The sequence below is a fragment of the Pleomorphomonas diazotrophica genome (assembly GCF_002844595.1).
Taxonomy (GTDB): Bacteria; Pseudomonadota; Alphaproteobacteria; order Rhizobiales; family Pleomorphomonadaceae; genus Pleomorphomonas; species Pleomorphomonas diazotrophica.
Genome location: NZ_PJNW01000004.1, coordinates 137,990 through 158,143, shown reverse-complemented (window position 1 = coordinate 158,143; position 20,154 = coordinate 137,990). Strand labels below are relative to the sequence as shown.

Below are 20,154 nucleotides of genomic sequence, written 5' to 3'. Positions count from 1 at the left end.
GACGATCATGAGCGTATCCGGTGTCGGCAACTCGAACGCCACCAACACCCAGTCCGCGGCGACCAGCTCGCTGACGTCGAACTACACCACCTTCCTGACGCTGCTCACCACGCAGCTCCAGACGCAGAGCCCGCTGTCGCCGATGGACGTCAACAGCTTCACCCAGCAGCTGGTCCAGTATTCGGCCGTCGAACAGCAGATCCAGACCAACGCCAACCTCCAGGCGATGATGGACACGCTGAACTCGAGCGCCGCGCTCCAGCTCGTCAACTACGTCGGCAAGACGGTCACCGCCTACTCCGACACCACCAAGCTGGACGGCGGCAAGGCCGAATGGACGGTGAACTCCTCGGCAAAGTCCAGCAACGCCACGGTGACCATCACCGATGAGAAGGGCGCCGTCGTCTACCAGGGCACCATGGACTTGAAGTCGGGCGAGAACACCTTCACCTGGGACGGCAAGGGCACGCCCGAAGGCGACTACACCAACTCTACCGGCGCCTTCACCATCTCCGTCTCCGGCGTTGACGACAACGGCAAGAAGGTCACTACCACCGCCGAGGTCACCGGCAAGGTGCAGGCGGTCGACACCTCCTCGTCGCAGCCCTACATCAAGGTCAACGGCCGCCTGATCCCGCTGTCCGCCCTGACCCAAGTCGCCGCCTGACGGAAACCTGTTCAGGTTCGTTCTGAAGCCGCCGCCGGCCATTGCGTCGACGGCGGCTTTGACTTGCGCCTTCCCCCGAGGGTTTGCCGATAACAGGCTACCAATCCGCTCCTTTGAGCCGCCCCCGATGACGGCAATGACGAGGCCGAGCAGTGCCGACGTCAGCATGACGTCCCGATCGACACGAGGGACAGGGACTTGAGCGTTTCGCTGAGTTTGCGCTTGTGTTCGGTGAGGGGGATCATGCCGGAAGCATGCGCCACCCCACCCTCAGCTCGACCTTGAACACCGTCGCGGACGTGCTGGATCGCGATCGAGGATCTGAGAGCATACTCGTCCGATCCGGGCTATCTAAGTGTTTCTCCTGATGCTCCGGTATCGTTGCGACAGCATTCCGGTGCCGGGCGGCGCGCCGGCTCCCGCAGCTCGGGCCATGCCCATGTTAATCTTTCGGAGTAAAAAGCGTGCCTTTTCCGCGGCTGGGCGGCCCAATTCCTAAAGCACAGCAAACCGCAGGCTTTCGGCAAGTCGTTCAAAATCTTACTGAATTCTTGCGAGTGAATTAGGCGTTTTTTAAACGGCTTGATTTAGGATGCTCTCCTGAAGGTCAGATTTGTGTGAGAGTAGAATGACCGAACAGATGCGTCCGCGCGTAAAATACGTCATTGGACCCGATGGGAGTCCACTGACGATTGCCGATCTGCCGCCTGAGGGCACCCAGCGCTGGGTGATCCGCCGCAAGGCAGAAGTCGTCGCCGCAGTCCGCGGCGGCCTCCTGTCTTTGGAGGAAGCCTGCAAGCGCTACACCCTCACGGTCGAGGAGTTCCTGTCCTGGCAGCAATCGATCGACAAGCATGGTCTTGCCGGTCTCAGGGCAACGCGCATTCAGCAATATCGTCCCTGAGCGGGATTTGAGACAGCCTTTTTGAAGGGCGGCCGGTCCGGACGGATCGGCCGCCCTTGCCTTTTGCAACGGCTTTTGCCGCCTCTCGGCCACACCCGGCAAAAAATGCCGTGAATTGTGCAAATCTTCATAAACCGGTTCTGGCGGAATTCCGCCAATCCCGCCGGATAGCCCTTTGGGCGTTAATAACTTGTTTACCATAAGCGTGTGGAAATAATTGCCGCCTTGGTCCGCGGCGGCGATGACGATTCCCGCCGCGTCGAACAATGGGGAACCGGCGTGGGTGGATTTGGAGAATTCTTGAAGAACCTCGGGCCAAGCCGACTGGCGGCGATGGGCGCGGTCGCGCTCGGGCTCATCGGCTTCTTCGTCTTCATCGTGCTCCGTTTCTCGGCCATCCAGCAGGTGCCGCTCTACACCGGCCTCAGCATCGACGATTCCGCCGCCATCGCCCAGCAGCTCACCTCGGCCGGCACCGCCTTCACCCTGAGGGACAACGGCACCACCATCCTGGTCGACGAGACCAAGCTCGACCAGACGCGCATGGCGCTGGCCCAGCAGGGCCTGCCGGCCGGCGACAGCGTCGGCTACGAGATCTTCGACAAGACCGACGCGCTCGGCACCACTTCCTTCGTGCAGTCGGTCAACGCGCTCCGCGCCCTGGAAGGTGAGCTGTCGCGCACCATCCGCACCATCCGCCAGGTCGATCAGGCCCGCGTCCATCTGGTGCTGCCGGAGAAGCAGCTGTTCAAGAAGGACGAGCAGAAGCCCACCGCCTCCATCGTGCTGAAGACCCGCGGCACGCTCGATCCCGGCCAGATCCGCGCCATCCAGCACCTCGCCGCCTCCGCCGTTCCCGGCCTCGACCCCTCGCGCATCTCGGTGATCGACGAGACCGGCCGCCTGCTCGCCCAGGGCAATGGCGACGAGAACAGCGCCTCCTTCCTCGCCTCCAACGCCGACGAGCGCACCTCCGCCTATCAGAACCAGGTGGAAGGCCGCGTCCGCGACATCGTCGAAAGCGTGGTCGGCGCCGGCCGTGCCCGCGTTCGCGTCGCCGCCGAGCTCGACTTCAACCGCATCCAGGAGACGCAGGACACCTACGACCCCGACGGTCAGGTCGTCCGCTCCACCCAGACGCGCGAGGAGAAGTCGCTGAGCCAGGACAATCAGGGCAACCCGCCCGTCACGGCCGGCAACCAGATCCCCAACGCCAACCAGGGCCAGAACGCGCAAGGGCTCGCGCAGACCTCGGACAACGCCCAGACCACCGAGGAAACCGTCAACTACGAGATCTCCAAGGTCACCCGCACACAGGTGACCGAGGTGGGCGGCGTCAAGCGCCTGTCGGTTGCCGTGCTGGTGGACGGCCGCTACGCGCCGGACGCAAACGGCGTCATGGTCTATACGCCGCGCCCGCAGCCCGAGCTCGACCAGATCACCGCGCTGGTGCGCACCGCCATGGGCTTCGACGACAAGCGCGGCGACCAGTTGCAGGTGGTCAACCTGCAGTTCGCCGACAGCCCGCCGGGGCCTGCCGACCTCGCCACCACCCCCGCCTCGATGTTCGACTTCTCGCGCGAAGACATCATGCGCTTCGCCGAGATGGGCGTCCTCATCCTGGTGACGCTGCTGGTGCTTCTCTTCGCCGTCCGGCCGCTGGTCCGCCGCATCCTCGGCTCCGACATCGACGCCGAGACGCTGCCGGCCATCACCTCGGCCCTGAGCGAGGCGGCCGCCGCCGGCCGCAGGGGGGTGACAGTGATGCTCAACCCCGACGGCAAGCCGGTGGTGCTTGGTCCCGACGGCCTTGAGACTGCTGCCGAGGTGCCGGAACTGCCCGCACCGCCGCCCGACACCCGCATCGAGAACGCCAAGGCGCAGGGCGCCCAGCAGCTCGATCAGGTGCGCAAGGTCGGCGATCTCGTCAACGACAATCCCAATGAGGCGGCCATCATCATCCGCAACTGGCTGTCGGAGGTTCCGGTATAAATGGCCCTGTCCCCGACCGCGATCGTTGCCAAGGGCAACACGCTCACCATCTCCTCGGAGGGCGAAAGCCGCGAGCTCAACGGCGCCGAAAAGGCCGCCGTGATGATGCTCGCCCTTGGCGACCGCTACGGCGGCCCGATCTGGAAGCTGCTCGACGAAATCGAGATCAAGCAGCTCTCCATCGCCATGTCCAAGCTCGGCCCGATCACGCCGACCATGCTCGACGACCTGATGATCGAGTTCGTCACCCGCGTGTCGTCCTCCGGCTCGCTGATGGGCAACTACGACACCACCGAGCGCCTGCTCCTCTCCGTGCTGCCGCCGGAGAAGGTCAACGCCATCATGGACGAGATCCGTGGGCCGGCCGGCCGCAACATGTGGGAGAAGCTCTCCAACGTTCAGGAGACCGTGCTCGCCAACTATCTCAAGAACGAGTATCCTCAGACCGTCGCCGTCGTCCTCTCGAAGATCAACTCCGACCACGCGGCGCGCGTGCTGTCCAAGCTGCCCGACGAATTCGCGCTTGAAGTCGTCGATCGCATGCTGAAGATGGAAGCGGTCCAGAAGGACATCCTCGAGAAGGTCGAGCAGACGCTGCGCGTCGAGTTCATGTCCAACCTCACCAACACCCAGCGCCGTGACGCTCACGAGCTGATGGCCGAAATCTTCAACTCCTTCGACCGCAACACCGAGGCGAAGTTCATCGCCGCTTTGGAGGAGCACAACCGCGACGCCGCCGACCGGATCAAGGCGCTGATGTTCACCTTCGACGACCTCGGCAAGCTCGATCCGGGCGCCATCCAGACGCTGCTGCGCCAGGTGGAGAAGGACAAGCTGGCGCTGGCGCTGAAGGGTGCCAAGGAGGGCGTGCGCGACTTCTTCTTTGCCAACATGTCGGCCCGCGCGTCGGCCATGCTGCAGGAGGACATGGAGGCCATGGGTGCCGTCCGCCTGCGCGACGTCGACGATGCCCAGGCCGCGCTGATCAACCTCGCCAAGGACCTCGCCGCCAAGGGCGAGATCATGATTTCCAAGAACAAGGGCGAGGACGAGCTCGTCATGTGACGAGCCCCTCGTGAAGGAGTAACGGCTTATGGCGGCACCGGCCCGCTTCCTGTTCGACAACGACTTCTCGGCCCCCTCGCGCGCCGACGCCGCGCCGGCGACCGTGATGGTGCCCGAACCGGAGCTTCTTCGCCGCCTCGCCGAGGCGGAGGCCGCCGCCTATGAGCGCGGTCTCGCCGCCGGCCGCGAAACCGCCGAGGCCCAGGCGGCCGATCGCACCGCCCGCGAGGCCATGCGCCTGTCCGACGAGGCGCAGCGCCTTGCCAGCGCCGCCCAGTCGATCCTTGCCGTGCTCGACACCGAGCGCGTCCGCATCGAGGCCGACGCCATGCGCCTTGCCGAGACGGTGGCCATCAAGATCGCCGGCTCACTGGTCGAACGACAGCCGCGCGAGCGCATCCTCGGCCTTCTCGAAGATTGCTTTGCGCCCTTGCGCGCCGCACCCCACCTCGTCGTGCGCCTGTCCGATGTCGACGCCGAACCGATCCAGGCCGAACTGCGCCGCCTGGTCTCCGAACGCGGCTTCGAGGGCCGCCTCGTGGTGATGGGCGAGCCCGGCATGGCGCGCGGCGACTGCCGCATCGAATGGGCCGATGGCGGCATCGTGCTCGACCATGCCGCCGTCATCGCCGACATCGAGGCGGCGATCGCCCGCCACCTGCCGGCCGAGGCGCCTGTTGATCCCACTGCCAAGAGCGGAGCCGCCACATGACCCCCGCCGACGAACCCTCGGGCATCGATCTCGAATCCCATGTCGCCGAGCGCCGGCGCGGCGAGGAAGGCGAAGACCAGGCCATCACCCGCTCAGCCGCCGAACTTGAGGCGGTATTCGACGTCCCCGTGCGCGTGTCGGCCATTCTCGGCCGCGCCCGCCTCGGTGTTTCCGACCTTCTTCAGCTCGCCCCGGGCTCCGTGCTGGAACTCGACCGCAAGGTGGGCGAAGCCATCGACATCTACGTCAACGACCGCCTTGTCGCCCGCGGCGAAGTGGTGCTGGTCGAAGACAAGCTCGGCGTGACGATGACGGAAATCGTCAAGTCCGAACGCTGACCGGAGACAGACACATGCGCCTTCTGATCGTTGGCTCCCTCAACGGACAGCTCACCGCCGCCACCCGCATCGCCATGGACAAGGGTGCGTCGGTGCTGCAGGCCGACACCATCGACACCGCCCTTCGGACGCTGCGCTCGGGGCGCGGCGCCGATCTGGTGATGATCGATGTGTCGCTGCCCATCCAGCGGCTGATCACCTCGCTCGAAGAGGAGCGCATCCACGTTCCCGTGGTCGCCTGCGGCATCGCCACCGACGCCAAGGCGGCCGTCGCGGCCATCCGGGCCGGCGCCAAGGAATATATCCCGCTGCCGCCGGACGCCGAGCTGATCGCCGCCGTGCTCTCGGCGGTGACCGCCGACAGCCGCGACCTCGTGGTGCGCGACGAGGCGATGCAGGCGGTGCTGAAGCTCGCCGACCAGGTGGCAGGCAGCGAGGCGTCGATCCTGATCACCGGCGAGAGCGGCACCGGCAAGGAAGTGCTGGCCCGCTACGTTCACCGCAAGTCGGCCCGCGTCGACAAGCCCTTCGTCTCCGTCAACTGCGCCGCCATTCCGGAGAATCTCCTGGAGTCCGAGCTGTTCGGCCATGAGAAGGGCGCCTTCACCGGCGCCGTCGCCCGCCGCGTCGGCAAGTTCGAGGAAGCCTCCGGCGGCACGCTGCTGCTCGACGAAATCTCCGAGATGGACGTCCGCCTGCAGGCCAAGCTCTTGCGCGCCATCCAGGAGCGGATGATTGACCGGGTCGGCGGCGGCAAGCCGGTGCCGGTGGATATCCGCATCATCGCGACGAGCAACCGCAACCTCGCCGACGCCGTCAAGGAAGGCCGCTTCCGCGAAGACCTTCTCTACCGCCTCAACGTCGTCAACCTGAAGATCCCCTCGCTGCGCGACCGTCCGGCCGACATCCTGGCGCTGGCCGAGCACTTCGGCCGCAAGTATGCCGAGATCAACGGCATGCCGGAGCGGCCGCTCTCGGCCGACGCCAAGCGCGAGCTGATCGCTGCGCGCTGGCCGGGCAACGTCCGCGAACTGGAAAACACCATCCACCGCGCCGTGCTGCTGGCGAGCGGCATCGAGATCGGCGTCGAGGCCATCCGCTCGCCGGACGGCGCCCGCATGGAAGGCAACGTCACCGTGCCGCGCTCGACCGACCCGGCCGCCCGCGCCGCCCAGACGGCGGAAGCGGTGACGCGGGCTCTGGTCGGCCGCACCGTCGCCGAGGTGGAACGCGACCTCATTCTCGACACGCTCGACCATTGCCTCGGCAACCGCACCCACGCCGCCAAGATCCTGGGCATCTCCATCCGCACGCTCAGGAACAAACTCAACGAATACGAGGCCGAGGGCATCGACGTGCCCGATCCCGGGACGAGCCGGATTGCCACTGCCTGAGGAGGCTCCAGGGAACCGCGTCAAGCCGATCGTCATCGTGCTGGCCGTGGTGCTGGACACCTACCTACCGCAACCACCTTCTGCGCAAGCTGGAGGCGCGCTGATCTGAGCCCTCACGCCTGTTTCAGCTCGGCATTCTCTTTGTAGAGCGCCAGAAGCTGCTTGAACGGCCCGTCCACATAGGCCTGGAACGTCGGCAGTTGTGCCGGTGCCGGCCCGCCTTCGTCCACGAAATGGGCGATAATGTCGTCCGATTCCGTCATGTAGGTGTCGCCGAGGCGCAGCGTCGGATAGCTGACCTTGGCAAGGTGTGGGGCCAGCTCCGCCTTCATGGCGTCCTCTTCCTCGGACGTGCGGCTTTCGCGCAGGGTGACGCTGTCGAGGAGGCCGGCTTCCAGAAGATAGAGGCGAACCTTCAGGCAGAACGGGCAGGTGTGCTTGACGAACAGGACGGGATTTTCCGAAATGAGCGACATGGCGACCTCCTGGCTTGGCTGGAAGGAACCCGCCTGCCCCCCAGGGGGTTCCATTTCCCCACCGAACCCGTTGCCCTCTGCCTGTGGCTTACGGCCCTATCGTTGGAACCACCATGCCCTTTCTCCTTCGGCCGGCGCGTAACGACGACCAGAAAGCCCTCGGAGCGCTCAAGCTCAGGTCTTCATTGGCTTGGGGCGACCATGTCGAGGAACTGCGCGCCCTTCCCGAAGCGCGGGAGGTTCCGCCCGAGCACCTGCCGCATATCATCGTGGCCGAACTTGACGGCGTCATCGTCGGCTTTGCAACGGTGCTCGTCGGCGAGGATGGCGGCGAGGCCGAGTTGGAGGATCTGTTCGTGGCGCCCGAGCACTGGCGAACGGGCATAGGGCGAAAGCTGGTCGCCGAAGCCGAGCGGCGGGCCGTGGAAGCCGGCGCACGTGCCTTGCATGTTGTTGCCGGCGCGCGGGCGAGGCCCTTCTACGAGGCGCTGGGATATCGGTTCGCCGGAGAGGTGGCGACGGCCTTCGAGCCGGCGGCCAAACTCGTCAAGAGCCTGGGGGCCCAGCGCTGATCACAGGCCTCAGGCATCATGCTCGACATATTCGACGATAAGGCCGTCGGCATGGCGGAAACGGGTCTTGCGTCCGCGCGGCGTCGTCTGGATCGGCTCCAGTTGCGTGCCGCCGGCGTTGATGAGCCGATCCACGTAGGGCTCCAGTCGGTCGACCTGGATGGTCAGCCGCGTCGCCTCGAAGCGCGCCCGCCCCTCGGGCGGACCGGCGATGATTAGCACGGAGAGCTTTTCCGAGGAGACGGCGGCCAGTTCCAGATCGGCCTCCGGATAGGCGAAGCGCAGCGTCTCCCTGCCCGACAGCAGGCTGGCGTAGAAGTCGACGGTTCGATCGAGCGCGTCGGCCTCGACGAAGACGCGGATGAAGGTTTCCAGGATCATCGGGCAGCTCCCTGGGCGGGAAGCCCCGCCGTCTCGGTCTCAGCGTCGGCAGACGGCGCGGCCATGAAGGCCTCGATGGCCCTCAGATATTGCTTGGGGTCCTGCGAGTGGGCGGGATGGCCGACGCCTTTCAGCACCACCAGTTTCGCGCCGGGAATGGCCTCGGCGATATGAGCGGCGTGCTCGGGCCGGATGACCGGGTCGTGGTCGCCGATGACGATTTCCGTCGGCACGCGGATCCTGGCGAGGTCGGCGTCGGAATAGTTCGGCTCGGTGGCCCAGAGCCGCCGGAACACCCGCTCGCGCGCCCGTTGCTTGCGCTTCGCCCGCGCCTCCGGATCGGACATGTCCGAACCATCGAGCGACAGGCTGTCGGAGAGCGGCGGCGGGTCGATCTCGGGGATCGACGTCAGGCCGTCCGGCGTGACGTTGGGTGCCTGGGCGAACAGCCGGGCAAGCAGCTTGGGGTGATGGATGGCGATGTCGAGGCCGATGATGGCGCCGTCGCTCCAGCCGACCAGCGTCACCTTGCCGACACCGAGCCGGGCGAGCAGCGCCACGTAATCCTCGGCCATCCGGTGATAGGTGAGCCCCGCAAGGCCATGCGTCGAACGCCCCTGCCCTCGGCTGTCGGCGACGATCACCTCATGTGTCTTGGCGAGCGTCGGCACCTCGAAGCTCCAGACATCGCCGCTCGCGAGGCCGCCGTGGATCATGAGGATCGGCGATCCCCTGCCCTTGCCGTAGAGCGAATAGAACATGCTGATGCCCCTGATATCGGCAAAGCCGCTTTCGTCGGCCGGCGGCATCGGCGGCGGCACGGGGAAACGCTGCCACTTCGGTACGGCCAGCGCCGGCCCGGCGGCAATCAACAGGCAGAGGATCGCGAGCAGCGCTTGAAGCTTCGGCAAGGCAGGCCTCGTTCGGTTTCTGCAGAGCGGCGCGATCTTAACCACGCCTCGCCTTGGATGCCGCTCAAACAATTGTCATCTGAAGGCTCCCGCCCCGGCCTCGCGGGCCGGAGCGGGCGGTCCTCTTCATCGTTTCGCCGGCTTGTCCTTCAGGATCGAGCGCACCATGCGGCCAAAGGACCGCTCGCGCTCGCGCCGTTCGGCAAGGCTCGCCGAGTTGAAGGCTTCCTCGCGCTGGAGCTTCTGCCAGCGCCTGAGCCGCGCCTCGTCGACCTCGCCCGCCGCGATGGCCGCCTGCACGGCGCAGCCCGGCTCGTCCTCGTGGCGGCAGTCGCTGAAGCGGCAGCGTGCCGCGAGATCCGAGAGGTCGGCGAACACCTCGGCGATGCCCTCGGCGGCGTCGGTGAGTTGCAGCTCGCGCATGCCCGGCGTGTCGAGCACGGCATAGCCCTCCGGCAGCACGTAGAGGTGTCGGCCGGTGGTGGTGTGCCGCCCCCGGTCGTCGTCCTCGCGGATGCCGCCGGTCGCCGCCGTGGTTCGTCCGGACAGGGCGTTGACCAGCGTCGACTTGCCGACGCCCGACGAGCCGAGAAAGGCGAGCGTGCGGCCCGTCTTGCACCAGGGCGCCAGCTTCTCCTTCGGTTCCGGCCCGAGCGCGTCGAGCACCACGACCGGCACCGCCGCCGACACCTCGGCCGCCGCGGCCGCGAAGCCCTGCGGATCGTCGGCGAGATCGGCCTTGGTCGCCACGATCACCGGCTCGACCTCCGCCTCGAAGGCCAAGGCAACGTAGCGTTCGAGGCGCGCGACGTTGAAGTCGCGGTTGCAGGAGGTGACGATGAACACCGTGTCGACGTTGGCTGCAATGAGCTGCACCTCACGGCCGGTGCCGGCCGCCCGCCGCCGGAAGAGGCTCTTGCGGGCGAGCAGCCGGCTGGCGCCGGGGCGGGCCGCGTCATGCAGCAGCCAGTCGCCGACGGTGGCGTCAAGGCGCGGCGGCAGGGTGGCCTGGAGGCTTTCGCCTTCGACGCGGAGACCGCTGCGCTCCACGGAGGTGACGCGGACGGGCGGCGTTCGGGCGAGGTCGTCGACACTCACCTGTTGGGCGAAGAAGCTGGTCCAGCCGAGCCGTTCAAGGCCGGTCGGCGTGTGGATCTGGGTGCCGCCCGTGAGGGACGGCAGGAAGCGGGAATAGTCCCGTGCCATTGCGGTAGGCTTTCCAATTCAGCCGCGAGCTTGATGCCGCAGCGTGAGCAAACAGAAATTGAGGAAAACGCAAGCCATCGAGCACCCGCGATCAACGCCGGGCGGCAATTGGACAGACTTGCGAGGGGAGGATCTCTGTCCTCCCCGCCTTACCGGGGCATAAAGCCTCCTGTGACGTACGATGGAACAGTACGATCAACAGTGCGGGGTGTCAAAGGGGAGCAATTGGAGACGCGGGTACCGCCAAATGCCGGCAACCAGCTTTGCCATGTGGGGATGAGAGATGCTATTCTTACAACCCTCGCACCATATTCCGGACGCGCGATGCAACATATCTTTGCCCTCGTATATCTCGCTTTTGCGATCATCACCGGCTTCTTTGCCCTTATGGGAGCAGGCTTTGCACTTGCCGCTCAAGGCCGTCTGGATATCTGGGCGCATATTTTTCAGTATTCGCTTGTCCTGCTCTGCCTGACGATGCCCACGCTGTTTTTCATGGGGGCGATCGCCTGCTACTCATCCGGCAAGAGGCGAGACCTCCTATTGGTGCTGCCTTGGCTCTATGTGTTTGGGTTCTTCCTGCTGGCTAGCATTGGCTGACGCAGGCTTGCCAAGCCATCCACAACCGTCATCCCCTTCGTTAACCACCCGTTAACCATACGCTCGGCAAATTCTGCCGGGTGGCGCGGTGTGCGTCGCGACCGGCATTTCGGAAACGATCGACTTGAGCGACATCACTTCAGCCCCCGAGACGGCATCCTCCAGGATTCCCTTCGGCCTCAGCGTGCCCACGGGGTCGGACCTGCGCTCGACGCTGCTGCGCGGCGACATCGGCCTCGCCGTCGGCATCATGCTGATCATGGTGATCCTGATCCTGCCGATGCCGGCGATGCTGCTGGACTTCATGCTGGCGGTGTCGATCATCTTCTCGGTGCTGATCATGATGACGGCGCTGTTCATCCAGACGCCGCTGGAGTTCACCGCCTTCCCGACCATCCTCCTGATCTCGACGATGCTGCGCCTGTCGCTCAATCTTGCGTCGACGCGCCTCATCCTCAGCAACGGTCACGAGGGAACCGACGCCGCCGGCCACGTCATCCAGGCCTTCGGCGGCTTCGTGATGGGCGGCAACTTCGTCATCGGCATCATCGTCTTCGCCATCCTGATCATCGTCAACTTCGTGGTCATCACCAAGGGTTCGGGCCGTATCGCCGAAGTCGCCGCCCGCTTCACCCTCGACGCCATGCCCGGCAAGCAGATGGCCATCGACGCCGACCTGTCGTCGGGCCTCATCAAGGAAGACGAGGCGCGCAAGCGCCGCAAGGATCTCGAAGCGGAAAGCGCCTTCTTCGGCGCCATGGACGGTGCCTCGAAGTTCGTGCGCGGCGACGCCATCGCCGGCCTCCTGATCACCTTCATCAACGTCATCGGCGGCATCATCATCGGCACGATGCAGATGGGCATCACGCTCGCCGAAGCCGGCCATTCCTACACCGTGCTCACCGTCGGCGACGGCCTCGTCAGCCAGATCCCGGCGCTGATCGTCTCCACCGCCGCCGGCCTGCTGGTGTCGAAAGCGGGCGTGTCCGGCTCGGCCGACAAGGCGCTCAGCGGCCAGCTCACAGGCTACCCCGCCGCCCTCGGCATCTCCGGCGTCGTCATGGGCATGCTGGCGCTTCTGCCCGGCCTGCCCTTCCTGCCGTTCGCCGCCCTCGGTGCCGCTGCCGGCGCCGGCGCCCTCTGGGCCAAGCGCCAGAACGCCAAGCGTCAGATCGCCGCCGTGCTGGCCCAGGCCGAAGCCGAGGCGCCGCCGCCGCCCCCGGCCGAGGAGCCGATCGCCACCGCCCTCAAGATGGACGACCTGCGTGTCGAACTTGGCTACGGCCTGTTGCCGCTGATCAACGACAATGGCAAGGGCGGCGAGAAGCTGTCCGACCAGATCAAGGCGCTGCGCCGCCAGATCGCCTCCGACCTCGGCTACATCATGCCGCCGGTGCGGCTTCTGGATAACGTGCAGCTCGGCGCCAACGAATATGTCATCAAGATCAAGGAAGTGGACGCCGGCAAGGGCACGCTGTTCCCCGGCCAGTACATGGTCATGGACCCGATGGGCGGCAAGGTGACCATCCCCGGCACCCAGACCACCGAGCCCACCTTCGGTCTGCCGGCCACCTGGGTGGACGGGCGCCTGCGCGAGGAAGCGGCGATCCGCGGCTATACCGTGGTCGATCCGGCCACCGTGCTCTCCACCCATCTCTCCGAGACGCTGAAGACCAACGTCTCCGAGCTTCTCTCCTACGCCGACGTCAAGAAGCTCCTGGCCGAGGTGCCGTCCGATCAGGCCAAGCTGATCGACGAGATCGTGCCGAGCCAGATCACCGTCTCCGGCATCCAGCGCATCCTGCAACTGCTGCTCGCCGAGCGCGTGTCGATCCGCGACCTCGGCACCATCCTGGAAGGCATCGCCGAGGGCCTCTCCATCTCGCATGCGACCCAGACCATTGCCGAGCACGTGCGCGCCCGCCTCGCCCGCCAGATCTGCTCCTCCAACATGGCGCCCGGCGGCTATCTGCCGCTGATCAACCTGTCGCCGGCCTGGGAGCAGGCCTTCATCGAGAGCATCGTCGGCGAGGGCGACGACCGTCGCCTCGCCATGGCGCCCAGCAAGCTGCAGGAGTTCGTCGGCACGGTGCGCGACCAGTTCGAGGAAGCAGCCAAGAAGGGCGAGCTGCCGGTGCTGATGACCAGCCCGATGAACCGCCCCTTCGTCCGCTCCATCGTCGAGCGCTTCCGCGCTCATACCACGGTGATGAGCCAGGCCGAGGTCCACCCCAAGGTCCGCCTGAAGACGGTGGGGACGATCTAGCCCAGCATCCGCCCGAAAAGTTGCAGACTTTTCGGACAAGCGGATGCGCAAGCAAACCATCCGCTCCGAAGGTCTGACGTCTCGATGCCTGTTGGCCCTCGTTCGAGCCGATTGCTGCCGGCATCACCCGGTTAACGTAAACCGGACCTTAAGGCATCGGTTCTAAACTGAGAGCATGAGACCCTCTCGTATCGCGTCCGGTCTGATCTCTCTCGTGCTGTCCGCCGCACTGGCGGGCTGCGGCTTCTTTGAATCCGAGGAGCGCGAGCCCTGGCGTGCCCAGGCGGAAGCAGCCTGCTATGCCCGCAACATGGTCAAGCTGTCGCCGCTGATCCAGAAGGCCAATGCCATCGAAGGCAAGGGCATCTGCGGCATCGACCGGCCCCTGAAGGTCAAGGCGCTGGAGGACGGCACCGTCAGTCTCGGCTCCCGCTCGCTGGTGCTCTCCTGCCCGATGACCGCGGCCCTCGAACGCTGGGTCGCCCAGAGCGTCATGCCTGCTGCGCTTGCCCGCTACGGCCTGCCGGTGGTCGAGATCAAGAACTTCGGCACCTATAACTGCCGGTCGCGCAACAACATCGCCGGTGCGCGCCTGTCCGAGCACGCTTTCGCCAACGCCTTCGATTTTGCCGGCATCGTGCTGTCCAACGGCTATAGCGTCACGGTGAAGAAGGGCTGGTACGGCAATGCCACCGATCGCGCCTTCCTGCGCGAGGTGACGCGCGGCGCCTGCGGCACCTTCACCACCGTGCTCGGCCCCGGCGCCGACCGCGCCCACGACGACCACCTGCATCTCGACCTCGCCCGCCACAACAACGCCGGCACCTACCGCTACTGCAAGCCGCTGCCGCAGGTGCCGCCGCGCACCGCGCCGATGTTCACGCCCGATCCGAACGTGCCGATGGCGAGCAACCTGCCGGCCGATCCGGTCTGGCCGGCCGCCGCGCAGCCGATGCCCGCCGCGCCGACCTATGCAAGCGGCAACCCGTCCTTCGACGCGCCGCTGCCGCCCGCCCCGATCGGCGGAGGGCAGCCTGTCTACGAGACCGCCCAGCCGGCCTATCCGGCGCCACAGCCCACCTATCAGGAACCGCAACCCATCTATCAGCAACCGCAGCCGGTCTATCAGGAACCGCAGCCGACCTATGCCGATGCGCCAGCCGCCCAGCCGCCCGGCTGCCCGCCCGGATACATCTGCACGCCCGTTGGCCAGGGCAACTACGTGCCGCCGCCCACCGGAGCCGGCAACATTGGCTGGAGCATCGGCGCCCAGCCTGTCCAGGGCTACTCGCCGACCGATATCACCGGCTCGGTTCCGGGGCCGTATTCGGACGATTGAGCCACATCGTCCCTGAAGGACTCGTCATCAAGGTTGAGGCGTCAAGATCCATCATGATACAGTCCTCCCTATATGGAGGCGCGCCATGACATCTCACAGCCGCGAGAAGTTTGCGACCCAAGTCGATTCTGAGATTCTTTCGACCGTACGCGACCTCGCGAAAAGCGAAGGCCGCCAGTTGCAGGCGCTCGTCGATGAAGCGCTGGCCGATCTGATCGAGAAGCGCAAGCACGGCAGGCCGCGCGCGAACGTCATGGCCGCTTATCAAGCCAGCCATGAGAAGTTCGCTCCGCTTTACAAAAAGCTGGCCGAATGAGTGACTATCTGACGACGATAGAAGTTCTAGCGATCCTACAAGACCAAATAGAGCGATATGGCGGCATTGCGGGCGTCAGAGACCCTGGCTTACTGGAAGCTGCCCTATTTCGACCGCAGACCGGTTATTATGCCGACCTGATTGATGAGGCGGCGGCTCTTTGGGAGAGTTTGGCGCAGAACCATCCGTTCATTGATGGCAACAAACGCGTCGCTTTTGCCGCAACCTACACATTCTTGGCCATCAACGGAACGTACATCACAGCCAACGCCGACGAGACGTTCTCTTTTATCGATGGGCTATATCAGTCGGGATCCTTTGAGTTCGAGAGACTTGCAGCTTGGCTACGTGTCAACACCGCGGATAAGCGATAGCCATCCCTTCGTCTTAAGCGTTTCCCCGATCACATTTTGCTGAGTCCGGCCCTCCGGGCTGGAAAAAACGTCTCTGAAACGCTACAAGACCCTTCCAGGCAGGCCGCAGCGTTTTTGTTTGCGCGTCCCGGCATTCTCCGGGCCCTGCTTCCAGCAATTAGGTTTCATCATGACCACCCCGACCGGCTTGCCGGTTCGCCAGGGTCCCGGCTTTGCCGAGACCGTCGCCCTCATCGCCGCCCTGATGGGCCTCACCGCGCTTGCCATCGACGCCATGCTGCCGGCCCTGCCGGCCATCGGCCAGAGCTTCGGCGTCGCCGAGGCCAACGAGCTGCAGCTCGTCGTCTACGCCTATATGATCGGCTTCGGCATCGCCCAGGTCGTCTACGGGCCGCTGTCCGACGTCTGGGGACGCCGCCCGCTGGTGATCGCCGGCCTTGCCATTCTGATCGCCGGCGCCGTCGTCTCGGCCTTCGCCACCGGCTTTACCGGCCTGCTGATCGCCCGCGTGCTGCAGGGCATCGGCGCCGCCGCGGCACGCGTCATTGCCGTGTCCATCGTCCGCGATCGTTATGCCGGCCGCGAGATGGCCCGCGTCATGAGCTTCACCATGATGGTGTTCATGGTCGTGCCGGTGCTGGCGCCCACCTTCGGCGGGCTGATCCTGGCGCTGGCCGGCTGGCGGTCGATCTTCGCCATCATGGCGGCGCTGTCCATCGCCGTGGGCCTGTGGTTCTTCATCCGCATGCCGGAAACGCTGCATCCCGAGTTCCGCCGTCCGCTGTCGGTGCGGTCGATCGTCGACGCGGCGCGCATCTGCGTCACCAACCGCGAGGCGGTCGGCTATTCGCTGGCCATCGGCCTCCTGTTCGCCATGCTGATGGGCTTCATCGGCTCGGCCGAGCAGATCCTCGGCTCGGACGGCTATCGCCTCGGCGCGCTGTTCCCGGCGGCCTTCGCCGTGGTGGCGATCACCGGTGGCGTCGCCGCCTTCATCAACGGCCGTCTGGTGCGCACCTGGGGCATGCACCGCCTGTCGCACGGCAGTCATCTGATCCATGTCGGACTGACGGGCGCCTTCTTCGTCATGGCAAACCTCTGGGGCGGCCTGCCGCCGCTCTGGCTGTTCATGGCGATGATGGTGGCGATGCAGTTCTTCTTCTCCTTCGCCATCTCCAACTACAACGCGCTCGCCCTCGATCCCCTCGGCGAGGTGGCCGGCACCGCATCGTCGCTGATCGGCGCCTTCACCACGCTGGTCGGCACCATCGGCGGCGCGCTGATCGGCCAGGCCTTCGACGGCACGGTGGTGCCGCTCGCCGCCGGCTTCTTCGGTCTCTCCGCGGTGACGCTTCTCATCGTCCTGTGGACCGAGCGCGGCCGGTTGCTCCAGCCGCATCATCAGGCCGGCGCCATGCCGGCCGTCGCGGAATAGCCTGGAATAACAGATCGATACTTTCGTTGGGGCGGGCAGGAATGTCCGCCCCAACTGTGTTTTCGGGTCTTCAATCCCCGGGCCACGCTCCCCATATAGGAGAAGCCACGTTACGGGGTCCCCTGGAGGACGCCGATAAGGCGTTCACCGGTCCTGGGGCACTCCGCGAGACATGAGGAGTTAGCCATGGACAAGAAAACCCTGATGCCCTTCGGGCGCGGGTCGGCTCCCTCCCGCTCGCACGAGGATACGTTCCTGTCGCTGCGTCGCGAGATGGACCAGCTTTTCGACAGCTTCACCCGCGGCTGGGGCCTGCCGACACTGGCCTCCGAGAGCGTCCTGAGCCCGCGCGTCGATATCGTCGAGACCGAGACCGGCCTCGAGATGACTGCCGAGCTGCCGGGCATCGACCCGAAAGCGATCGAGTTGGAGCTTGATGACGACGTCCTCACCCTCAAGGCGGAGCGCAAGGCCGAGCGCGAGGAGAAGGACGACAAGCGCCGCTACCACCTGACCGAGAGGTCGACCGGCACCTACATGCGCAGCTTCAGCCTGCCGTTCACGCCGGACCGCGACAAGATCACGGCCGACTTCGACAAGGGCGTGCTGAAGGTGATGGTGCCGCGCTCTCCCGACCAGCCCAAGTCGACCAAGCGGATCGAGATCCGGCCGGCCGCTTGATCATATGACGAGCCAGCAATGATGAGGGGGCGCTTCGGCGCCCCCTTTGATTGGGCCTCATTTCAGCGCCGAGATCACAGCCTTGTCGGGATAGCAGGTGACGGGTAGTCCGTTCTTGGCCTGCCAGCGACCGATGGCGACGCGGGTGCGGAAGCCGACGAGCCCGTCGGCCGTGCCGACGTCGTGGCCCATGCCCTCGAGCCGCGTCTGCACCGTCCGGACGTCGCTGCGGCTGAAGCCGCCCACCTTGCCCCAACTGCCTCGGATCTTCTGCGACCCGCTCAGCCGATCGCCGACCATGCCGATGGTCAGCGCGTAGACGTCGGATTCGTTATAGGCCTTCAGCACATAGAAGTTGTCCGACACCAGGAAGGCCGGCCCCATCCGCCCGGCCGGCATCAACAGGTGGCCGACCGGACCGACATCGTCCATGGCGAGCGGCCCGCCATCGGCGCGCGTCACCCCGGCCCTCACCCAGGCCGCGAGCGGCTGGCCCTGGTCCGGCCCTTCCAGGCTGCAAGCCACCGAGGCCGGCAGCCGCACCTCGACGCCCCAGGGTACGCCGGGCTTCCAGCCGCGCGATTTCAGATAATGGCCGATCGAGGCAAGCACGTCCGGCGTCGAGCGCCAGATGTCGCGACGACCGTCGCCATTGCCGTCCACCGCGTCGGTGAGAAACTTCGACGGCATGAACTGCGGCTGGCCCAGCGCGCCGGCCCAGGAACTTTTCATGGCGACGCGGGAGATATGCTCTTCCTCCAGGATGCGGAGGGCCGCCAGGAGCTCGGGGAAGAACTCGGCGCGGCGCGAGCCCATGTAGGCCTGCGTCGCCAGCGTGCGGACGGCGTCCTTCTCGATCCTGGCGGCGCCGAAGGCCGATTCCTTGCCCCAGATGGCCAGCACGATGCCCTGGGGCACGCCGGTCGCCCGGGCCACCCTGTCGAGCACGGCCCGGTTGGCGGCGAACCGCTTGCGCGCGCCGGCGGCGAGACCGTCGAGCTTGCTGTCGGCGAGATAGGCGGCCGGGCTCCTGAACTCGGCCTGGAAGGCGTTGCTGCCGCCGGTCGGCTTGAGATCGGGTAGGCCAAGGTCGGGTTCGAGCCCCACCACCGCCGCCTCGAAGGTGGCGCGGCTGACGCCGGACGCCTCGGCCGCCGGCCAGACCTTGCTTTCAAGCCAGCGGGAAAAGCCGGCATCGGCCGCCGAGGCCGCCTGGGGGAGAAGTGCCAACGCCGTGGCGAGGAGGACTGCGATTCGCTTCATCATCGGATGGAATCCCGCCCGTCGCCACGGGTCAAGGCCGATGGACGCAGCTCGGCGAGCCCGGCTTTTCGTGCCCCGTCAAGCACCGCCGGCAAAGGGTCATTACGGGGTCGATGGCGCTTGACAGCCCCCCTCCCCCGCCCTTATATCGGCGCACTTTCCGCCGGCCAGCCGGTGGGTCGTGGCAGTGTAGCTCAGTTGGTTAGAGCGACGGACTCATAACCCGTAGGTCGGCGGTTCGATTCCGCCCGCTGCTACCACTTCTCTCCCTAATTGCATTTTTCCTGACCGGCGCCCTCCGCTTGTCGTATGATGTCTTCCGACAGGACAGGGAGAAAGCGATGCGCCATCAGGACGGCAGCGCCGGCGACGCCGATTACGGCCGGATCGGACACTCCTACAGCGCCTATCGCCAGCCCGACCCGCGCATCGCCGCCATGATCGCCGAGGCGCTCGGCCCGGCTAGGACCGTGCTCAATGTCGGCGCGGGCGCCGGATCCTACGAGCCTCTCGATCGTGAGGTCACCCCCGTCGAGCCATCGGCCTCGATGCGGGCGCAGCGGCCGGCCCACCTAGCACCGGCCATCGACGCCACCGCCGAGCACCTGCCCTTTGCCGATGACGCTTTCGACGCGGCCATGGCGAGCTTCACCATCCACCAGTGGGCCGACCTCGAAGCCGGCCTCCGGGAAGTACGCCGCGTCACGCGCGGGCCGGTGGTCATTCTCACCTGTGACCCCAATGAAGTGGAAGCCTTCTGGCTCTCCGACTACGCTCCGAAGGTGCTCACCACCGAGGCGCGCCGCTATCCGTCGTTCGACAGGGTCGCCGATGGCTTGGGCACGCCGGTCGAGCGCATCGCCGTTCCCATCCCCTTCGACTGCCGCGACGGCTTCAACGAAGCCTATTACGGCCGGCCGGAAAGGCTGCTGGAACCAGCCGCCCGCCTCTCCTGCTCGGCCTGGAGCTTCATCACGCCCGACGAGGCGGACGCCGCCGTCGCCCACCTCGCCTCCGACCTCAAGTCCGGCATCTGGGACGCCAAATACGCCCCCCTCCGCCACCAGCCGACCTATCGCGGCTCGCTCTACCTGTTGGTGTCCTCGGGGAAGATAGACTGAGGCAGCGGCATGTCATCGATCTCCGGGAACTGATCTTCCGCGGCGAGCGGCTGAAGCTCGGCGAGAACCTCCAAAAGGTCCTTGCGCTTCACCGGCTTGAGGATTGACTGTTCGTCGTCGCGATGGATCGGCACTGGTTCC

At 66.0% G+C, this 20,154-nt stretch carries 22 protein-coding genes and 1 tRNA gene; 17 read left to right on the top strand and 6 right to left on the bottom strand.

Going from position 1 to position 20,154, the window contains the following annotated elements; translation table 11 throughout:
* Positions 1-7: 7 nt before the first annotated feature.
* The 7 genes from CXZ10_RS08105 to flbD all read left to right on the top strand — a co-directional run bounded on the left by CXZ10_RS08105 (position 8) and on the right by flbD (position 7,072).
* A complete protein-coding gene (locus CXZ10_RS08105) occupies positions 8-667 on the top strand; it encodes a flagellar hook assembly protein FlgD (protein WP_101288645.1) in 660 nt (219 codons plus the stop codon).
* A 628-nt stretch (positions 668-1,295) separates the two neighbouring features.
* On the top strand, positions 1,296-1,571 hold the full coding sequence (sciP, locus tag CXZ10_RS08100) for a CtrA inhibitor SciP (RefSeq protein ID WP_101288644.1): 276 nt from the start codon (positions 1,296-1,298) through the stop codon (positions 1,569-1,571).
* 300 nt (positions 1,572-1,871) lie between these two features.
* Positions 1,872-3,563, top strand: a complete 1,692-nt coding sequence (gene fliF / locus CXZ10_RS08095) for a flagellar basal-body MS-ring/collar protein FliF (protein WP_280178925.1) — start codon at positions 1,872-1,874, stop codon at positions 3,561-3,563.
* Entirely contained in the window at positions 3,564-4,628 is a 1,065-nt protein-coding gene (fliG, locus tag CXZ10_RS08090; protein WP_101288643.1) for a flagellar motor switch protein FliG, read from the top strand.
* 28 nt (positions 4,629-4,656) lie between these two features.
* A complete protein-coding gene (locus tag CXZ10_RS08085) occupies positions 4,657-5,340 on the top strand; it encodes a FliH/SctL family protein (RefSeq protein ID WP_101288642.1) in 684 nt (227 codons plus the stop codon).
* Positions 5,337-5,678: a flagellar motor switch protein FliN gene (gene fliN, locus CXZ10_RS08080; RefSeq protein ID WP_101288641.1), complete on the top strand. Its 342-nt coding sequence runs from the start codon at positions 5,337-5,339 to the stop codon at positions 5,676-5,678. Before CXZ10_RS08085 ends, fliN begins: the two co-directional genes overlap by 4 nt.
* A 14-nt stretch (positions 5,679-5,692) precedes the next feature.
* Complete coding sequence (flbD, locus tag CXZ10_RS08075; RefSeq protein WP_101288640.1) at positions 5,693-7,072, top strand: sigma-54-dependent transcriptional regulator FlbD; 1,380 nt, start codon at positions 5,693-5,695, stop codon at positions 7,070-7,072.
* 113 nt (positions 7,073-7,185) lie between these two features.
* Here flbD and CXZ10_RS08070 read toward each other — a convergent pair whose 3' ends face one another.
* Positions 7,186-7,548, bottom strand: a complete 363-nt coding sequence (locus tag CXZ10_RS08070; protein WP_101288639.1) for a glutathione S-transferase N-terminal domain-containing protein — start codon at positions 7,546-7,548, stop codon at positions 7,186-7,188.
* A 113-nt stretch (positions 7,549-7,661) separates the two neighbouring features.
* On the opposite strand from CXZ10_RS08070, the gene CXZ10_RS08065 reads away from it, so the two are divergent.
* Positions 7,662-8,120, top strand: a complete 459-nt coding sequence (locus CXZ10_RS08065) for a GNAT family N-acetyltransferase (RefSeq protein WP_101288638.1) — start codon at positions 7,662-7,664, stop codon at positions 8,118-8,120.
* A gap of 9 nt (positions 8,121-8,129) precedes the next feature.
* Here the strand turns inward: CXZ10_RS08065 and CXZ10_RS08060 are convergent, their stop codons facing one another.
* From CXZ10_RS08060 to rsgA, 3 genes are all read right to left on the bottom strand, one after another.
* On the bottom strand, positions 8,130-8,501 hold the full coding sequence (locus CXZ10_RS08060; RefSeq protein ID WP_101288637.1) for a VOC family protein: 372 nt from the start codon (positions 8,499-8,501) through the stop codon (positions 8,130-8,132).
* Positions 8,498-9,412, bottom strand: a complete 915-nt coding sequence (locus CXZ10_RS08055; protein ID WP_244617225.1) for an alpha/beta fold hydrolase — start codon at positions 9,410-9,412, stop codon at positions 8,498-8,500. Before CXZ10_RS08055 ends, CXZ10_RS08060 begins: the two co-directional genes overlap by 4 nt.
* A gap of 126 nt (positions 9,413-9,538) precedes the next feature.
* Positions 9,539-10,618: a ribosome small subunit-dependent GTPase A gene (gene rsgA / locus CXZ10_RS08050; RefSeq protein ID WP_101288636.1), complete on the bottom strand. Its 1,080-nt coding sequence runs from the start codon at positions 10,616-10,618 to the stop codon at positions 9,539-9,541.
* Positions 10,619-10,843: 225 nt separating this feature from the next.
* On the opposite strand from rsgA, the gene CXZ10_RS08045 reads away from it, so the two are divergent.
* From CXZ10_RS08045 to CXZ10_RS08015, 7 genes are all read left to right on the top strand, one after another.
* On the top strand, positions 10,844-11,218 hold the full coding sequence (locus CXZ10_RS08045) for a hypothetical protein (protein WP_143741495.1): 375 nt from the start codon (positions 10,844-10,846) through the stop codon (positions 11,216-11,218).
* A gap of 250 nt (positions 11,219-11,468) precedes the next feature.
* Positions 11,469-13,484, top strand: coding sequence for a flagellar biosynthesis protein FlhA (flhA, locus tag CXZ10_RS08040; protein WP_101288673.1), 2,016 nt, complete (start codon positions 11,469-11,471; stop codon positions 13,482-13,484).
* A gap of 175 nt (positions 13,485-13,659) precedes the next feature.
* Positions 13,660-14,823, top strand: coding sequence for an extensin-like domain-containing protein (locus tag CXZ10_RS08035; RefSeq protein WP_101288634.1), 1,164 nt, complete (start codon positions 13,660-13,662; stop codon positions 14,821-14,823).
* Between the two features lie 85 nt (positions 14,824-14,908).
* Positions 14,909-15,139, top strand: a complete 231-nt coding sequence (locus CXZ10_RS08030; protein ID WP_101288633.1) for a hypothetical protein — start codon at positions 14,909-14,911, stop codon at positions 15,137-15,139.
* Positions 15,136-15,513 carry a type II toxin-antitoxin system death-on-curing family toxin gene (locus CXZ10_RS08025; protein ID WP_101288632.1) on the top strand — a complete coding sequence of 126 codons (378 nt, stop codon included), beginning with the start codon at positions 15,136-15,138 and terminating at the stop codon, positions 15,511-15,513. Before CXZ10_RS08030 ends, CXZ10_RS08025 begins: the two co-directional genes overlap by 4 nt.
* A 169-nt stretch (positions 15,514-15,682) precedes the next feature.
* On the top strand, positions 15,683-16,948 hold the full coding sequence (locus tag CXZ10_RS08020) for a multidrug effflux MFS transporter (protein ID WP_101288631.1): 1,266 nt from the start codon (positions 15,683-15,685) through the stop codon (positions 16,946-16,948).
* A 186-nt stretch (positions 16,949-17,134) separates the two neighbouring features.
* Positions 17,135-17,629, top strand: a complete 495-nt coding sequence (locus CXZ10_RS08015) for an Hsp20/alpha crystallin family protein (RefSeq protein ID WP_101288630.1) — start codon at positions 17,135-17,137, stop codon at positions 17,627-17,629.
* Positions 17,630-17,686: 57 nt separating this feature from the next.
* On the opposite strand, the gene CXZ10_RS08010 is transcribed toward CXZ10_RS08015, so the two are convergent.
* Positions 17,687-18,895 carry a lytic murein transglycosylase gene (locus CXZ10_RS08010; protein ID WP_101288629.1) on the bottom strand — a complete coding sequence of 403 codons (1,209 nt, stop codon included), beginning with the start codon at positions 18,893-18,895 and terminating at the stop codon, positions 17,687-17,689.
* A gap of 180 nt (positions 18,896-19,075) precedes the next feature.
* Between CXZ10_RS08010 and CXZ10_RS08005 the strand changes: the two genes are divergently transcribed.
* Together CXZ10_RS08005 and CXZ10_RS08000 are read left to right on the top strand one after the other, a co-directional pair.
* A tRNA-Met gene (locus CXZ10_RS08005) sits at positions 19,076-19,152 on the top strand.
* A gap of 81 nt (positions 19,153-19,233) precedes the next feature.
* Positions 19,234-20,013: a class I SAM-dependent methyltransferase gene (locus tag CXZ10_RS08000; RefSeq protein WP_101288628.1), complete on the top strand. Its 780-nt coding sequence runs from the start codon at positions 19,234-19,236 to the stop codon at positions 20,011-20,013.
* Here CXZ10_RS08000 and CXZ10_RS21510 read toward each other — a convergent pair.
* Positions 19,980-20,147, bottom strand: coding sequence for a hypothetical protein (locus CXZ10_RS21510; protein WP_180335914.1), 168 nt, complete (start codon positions 20,145-20,147; stop codon positions 19,980-19,982). The genes CXZ10_RS08000 and CXZ10_RS21510 overlap by 34 nt on opposite strands.
* Positions 20,148-20,154 lie beyond the last annotated feature (7 nt).